This window comes from Novosphingobium rhizovicinum, assembly GCF_040813635.1.
GTDB classification, from domain to species: Bacteria; Pseudomonadota; Alphaproteobacteria; order Sphingomonadales; family Sphingomonadaceae; genus Novosphingobium; species Novosphingobium rhizovicinum.
Window position 1 is genome coordinate 1 of sequence record NZ_JBFNXR010000009.1, and the last position, 3,697, is coordinate 3,697.

General features: G+C 58.9%; 4 protein-coding genes and 1 pseudogene. 2 read left to right on the forward strand and 3 right to left on the reverse strand.

The window, feature by feature from the left end; all coding sequences use genetic code 11:
• Positions 1-15: 15 nt before the first annotated feature.
• A protein-coding gene (locus ABUH87_RS00210; protein WP_367767720.1) for an IS630 family transposase occupies positions 16-962 on the reverse strand; the annotation gives its coding sequence in 2 pieces (ribosomal slippage) (positions 16-626 and positions 626-962; 948 coding nt in all).
• Positions 963-965: 3 nt separating this feature from the next.
• Between ABUH87_RS00210 and ABUH87_RS00215 the strand changes: the two genes are divergently transcribed.
• On the forward strand, positions 966-2,081 hold the full coding sequence (locus ABUH87_RS00215; RefSeq protein ID WP_367767722.1) for an acyltransferase family protein: 1,116 nt from the start codon (positions 966-968) through the stop codon (positions 2,079-2,081).
• A 101-nt stretch (positions 2,082-2,182) separates the two neighbouring features.
• Here ABUH87_RS00215 and ABUH87_RS00220 read toward each other — a convergent pair whose 3' ends face one another.
• The gene (locus ABUH87_RS00220; protein WP_367767724.1) at positions 2,183-2,350 is read right to left on the reverse strand and encodes a transposase; all 168 of its coding nucleotides are present in this window, start codon (positions 2,348-2,350) and stop codon (positions 2,183-2,185) included.
• Positions 2,351-2,455: 105 nt separating this feature from the next.
• Between ABUH87_RS00220 and ABUH87_RS00225 the strand changes: the two are divergent.
• Positions 2,456-2,572, forward strand: a pseudogene (locus ABUH87_RS00225) (IS630 family transposase); the annotation flags it as partial.
• A gap of 84 nt (positions 2,573-2,656) precedes the next feature.
• On the opposite strand, the gene ABUH87_RS00230 reads toward ABUH87_RS00225, so the two are convergent.
• A protein-coding gene (locus ABUH87_RS00230) for an IS630 family transposase (protein WP_367767720.1) occupies positions 2,657-3,603 on the reverse strand; the annotation gives its coding sequence in 2 pieces (ribosomal slippage) (positions 2,657-3,267 and positions 3,267-3,603; 948 coding nt in all).
• Positions 3,604-3,697 lie beyond the last annotated feature (94 nt).

Genomic DNA, 3,697 nt, shown 5'->3' on the forward strand with positions numbered 1-3,697 from the left:
TAGAGCGGATTCTGATCAGTCTGGATCATAGCCGCATGAGCTGAAGTAGTTGGCGCACTCGTCGGGGCGGAAGAGATCGACGAGTTTTCCGATGAAGCTCCAGAGGCCGGAGACGGTGCGCTCGCCGGCTTTTCTGAGCATGGCCTTGAGACGGGAGAAGGCCTTCTCGATCGGATTGAAGTCGGGGCTGTAGGGCGGGAGGAAGCGCAGAGACGCGCCTGCGTCCTCGATCATCGCGAGGACTGATGCGCGCTTGTGGCTGGAGAGATTGTCCATGATGACGATGTCGCCCGGCCTGAGTTCGGGCACGAGCACCTGGCGGACATAGGCCTCGAACCATTCGCCGTTGATCGGCCCGTCTAGCACCATCGGCGCGATCATCCCGCTCATGCGCAGTCCCGCGACCAGCGTCGTGGTCTTGCGGTGACCATGCGGGGAGCCCATCCGCAACCGCTCACCTCGCGGAGCACGACCATGGCTGCGGGTCATGTTGGTCGCGGTCCAGGTCTCGTCGATGAACACCAGGCGTTTGGGATCGAGATCGCACTGACCATCGAACCAGGCATGGCGCTGCCTCAGGACGTCGGGCCGGTCCTGCTCGATCGCGTGCCCGGTCTTTTTTTCCGCGTGATGCCGTGGCGCGCGAAGAAGCGGTGCAGCGTCGAGTTCGCGACTGAAAGGCCGATGCCGGCCAGCGCCACTCGCAACTCGTCGAGTGTGATGTCCTGCTGCGCTTCCCACAGCGCCAGCACCTCGTTGCGCCGCTCCTCAATCCGGTGCGAGCGCATGTCACCGCCCTGGGGCTTGGGCGCGAAGTTACCGGTCGCCGTTCGTTGAGCCTGCCAGCGGATCGCAGTCGAAGGCGCTACTCCAAACCGCACCGCAGCCGCCCGCCTGCTCATCCCGCCATCAATCGCCGCCAGCAACCGCAACCGCAGATCCATTGAAAGTGGCTGACCCATCTGATGCCGGCCTCCATCCCCAGCCAGCATCGTGAATCAGATTTCCGACGGCTTGGGAATCCCTCACGATTCAGGTCGGTCAGAAAACGCTCTAGTGCAGTTGTGTTCGCGCACATCAATGCCGATGGCGGCATCGCCTTGGTTCCAGAGCAGATCGGCAGCTATGGCGTCCTCCTCTTCTTTATACTCAGCGGCTTCTTGATGGGCCATTTGTATCTAGGTCAGCCTTTTGAGAAAGATCGTGTTGCGCGATATTTCGCTGCCCGCATCTCAAGAATTTTACCTCTATATTATACGGTCGGATTGGCCTCTTTTATCTATAGCCGCTTCGATCCAAACTTCTTCTACTATATGACTCCGTTGGATGCGGTGCGACATATTTTCGCGATTAGCAATGTCTCAGTATTCTGGACTATCGCACCAGAATTCCAATTTTATTTTTGTTTTCCAATTCTGTGGTGGCTTGGCTCTCAGCCCCGTCGTATAAGCTTGCCGATTGGGGTCATATTGGGTACTGTAACGATCGTTTTGATCGCCTTTCGTTATCAGCTTCCGGGTCTACTTGTCATATCTAAGCTGCACATATTCCTCTTAGGTATAGCTATCGCACTTGCCGCCCCGTTAACTCGCGCCAAGCTAAGTGAGAGTGCAGCAACGATAATCCAACTCATCGCAGTTGCTATTATGCTTAGCCTAATTTTTCCCCCGACTGCCGATTACCATCAGTGGCTCTACCTCGATGGCGAACCGGATAGACTTGCGCGGTATTATTACGAGTTCCCAAGAGTGCTGATGATGGGGCTTTGTGTATTCGCCTTCGCAACATCTGACACAGCTTTCGCGCGGGCAGTTTTCGGAAACGCAGTGGGACGGAATCTGGGCAAATTGAGCTTCTCGCTCTACCTGCTGCATACGCCCGTAATCTATATGGCGATTGCACTCGATTGGTTTTCAACCTTTGGTGTATCGCTTACCGTCGCCCTCATCTTGATCATAAGCTACGTCATCAGTGCACTATCTCACAAATGGTTTGAAGAGCCTTCCCGCAGGGCAGGAACGCATGCCTTGCTGCACCTCTTCAACTCCGCTCGCTTCGGAGAGCGGCACGCTGCCGCATGAATGACCTGAGCCGGAGCTTCAAACATCTGGCAGGCTGGTCGCCTGCCAGATCTCATTTGACTCAGCACCCGAGAGCAGTTCGCAGATCTGATAGCGAAGCGTCAGGAAATTCGCGCTGTGCGTGTCGAACGGTAGATTTGGCTTCGTGAGACATCGTAGCGCCGCGCAACACGTGCCAATGTCTCGCCGTTCACCCCCACAGCGGCGACGATCTCGAGCCTCTCCGCGGTGCTCCACAGCCGACGCCGCTCCCGTCCCAGTATCTCCACAGCCGTCCCTCGCTCCCGCTCAGGACGTCCATAACAACGTCCTTATGGACGTCTCTTACGCGCTCAACTCACCCTTCGGCAGGCGGCCTCAACCGGTCGATTACGATCTTCACGTCCTACGAGAACATCGTCGATCATTGCTGCGATGCCTGGAACCGCCTCGTCGACCAGCCTTGGCGCATCAGGTCCATCGGTATGCAAACATGGGCCCATCGGTCGTGATCAACGAGTCTGGGTATTACGCCGGTTCCTGGCCCGATCATGCCGCTTCCACGGACCGGATTAGCTAATTAGAGCGGATTCTGATCAGTCTGGATCATAGCCGCATGAGCTGAAGTAGTTGGCGCACTCGTCGGGGCGGAAGAGATCGACGAGTTTTCCGATGAAGCTCCAGAGGCCGGAGACGGTGCGCTCGCCGGCTTTTCTGAGCATGGCCTTGAGACGGGAGAAGGCCTTCTCGATCGGATTGAAGTCGGGGCTGTAGGGCGGGAGGAAGCGCAGAGACGCGCCTGCGTCCTCGATCATCGCGAGGACTGATGCGCGCTTGTGGCTGGAGAGATTGTCCATGATGACGATGTCGCCCGGCCTGAGTTCGGGCACGAGCACCTGGCGGACATAGGCCTCGAACCATTCGCCGTTGATCGGCCCGTCTAGCACCATCGGCGCGATCATCCCGCTCATGCGCAGTCCCGCGACCAGCGTCGTGGTCTTGCGGTGACCATGCGGGGAGCCCATCCGCAACCGCTCACCTCGCGGAGCACGACCATGGCTGCGGGTCATGTTGGTCGCGGTCCAGGTCTCGTCGATGAACACCAGGCGTTTGGGATCGAGATCGCACTGACCATCGAACCAGGCATGGCGCTGCCTCAGGACGTCGGGCCGGTCCTGCTCGATCGCGTGCCCGGTCTTTTTTTCCGCGTGATGCCGTGGCGCGCGAAGAAGCGGTGCAGCGTCGAGTTCGCGACTGAAAGGCCGATGCCGGCCAGCGCCACTCGCAACTCGTCGAGTGTGATGTCCTGCTGCGCTTCCCACAGCGCCAGCACCTCGTTGCGCCGCTCCTCAATCCGGTGCGAGCGCATGTCACCGCCCTGGGGCTTGGGCGCGAAGTTACCGGTCGCCGTTCGTTGAGCCTGCCAGCGGATCGCAGTCGAAGGCGCTACTCCAAACCGCACCGCAGCCGCCCGCCTGCTCATCCCGCCATCAATCGCCGCCAGCAACCGCAACCGCAGATCCATTGAAAGTGGCTGACCCATCTGATGCCGGCCTCCATCCCCAGCCAGCATCGTGAATCAGATTTCCGACGGCTTGGGAATCCCTCACGATTCAGGTCGGTCAGAAAACGCTCTA